Source organism: Micromonospora sp. DT233 (assembly GCF_049841815.1).
Taxonomy (GTDB): Bacteria; Actinomycetota; Actinomycetes; order Mycobacteriales; family Micromonosporaceae; genus Micromonospora.
The window spans coordinates 1-419 of sequence record NZ_JBNCLB010000048.1 but is presented as its reverse complement, the minus strand read 5'-3'; the positions used below and the strand labels follow the sequence as shown (position 1 = coordinate 419).

The following is a 419-nucleotide window of genomic DNA, read 5'->3' as shown; positions in this document are numbered from 1 at the left end:
CAGACCCGCCCGCAACTCGGCGCCGTCCGCACCCAACACCACCGCGCGATGCTCGAGCGCCGAGCGGGTCGTCGCCAGCGACAACGCCACATCCACCGGCACCACACCACCCGACAGACCGGTCAGCAGCCGACGCGCCTGCCCCACCACCGCACCGGACGTCTTCCCCGATACGAGCCACGGCACCACCCCCAGCGTGACCGGCTCCCCCTGCACGGGAGCGGGATCAGAATCAGGCGCCTCCTCGATGATCACGTGAGCGTTCGTGCCACTGAGACCAAACGCCGACACACCCGCCCGACGCGGCCGGTCGCGCTGTGGCCAGGGCTGTTCCTCGGTGAGCAACTCCACCGCACCCGCCGACCAGTCCACGTGCGTCGACGGCGTCCCCACATGCAACGTGCGCGGCAACATCCCGT

1 protein-coding gene is annotated in these 419 nt (G+C 70.6%); it reads right to left on the bottom strand.

The features are described from left to right. A partial coding sequence (locus tag ACLQ2V_RS28135) for a ketoacyl-synthetase C-terminal extension domain-containing protein (RefSeq protein WP_425721738.1) occupies positions 1-414 on the bottom strand: 414 nt, incomplete at its 3' end. Between the last annotated feature and the right edge of the window lie 5 nt (positions 415-419).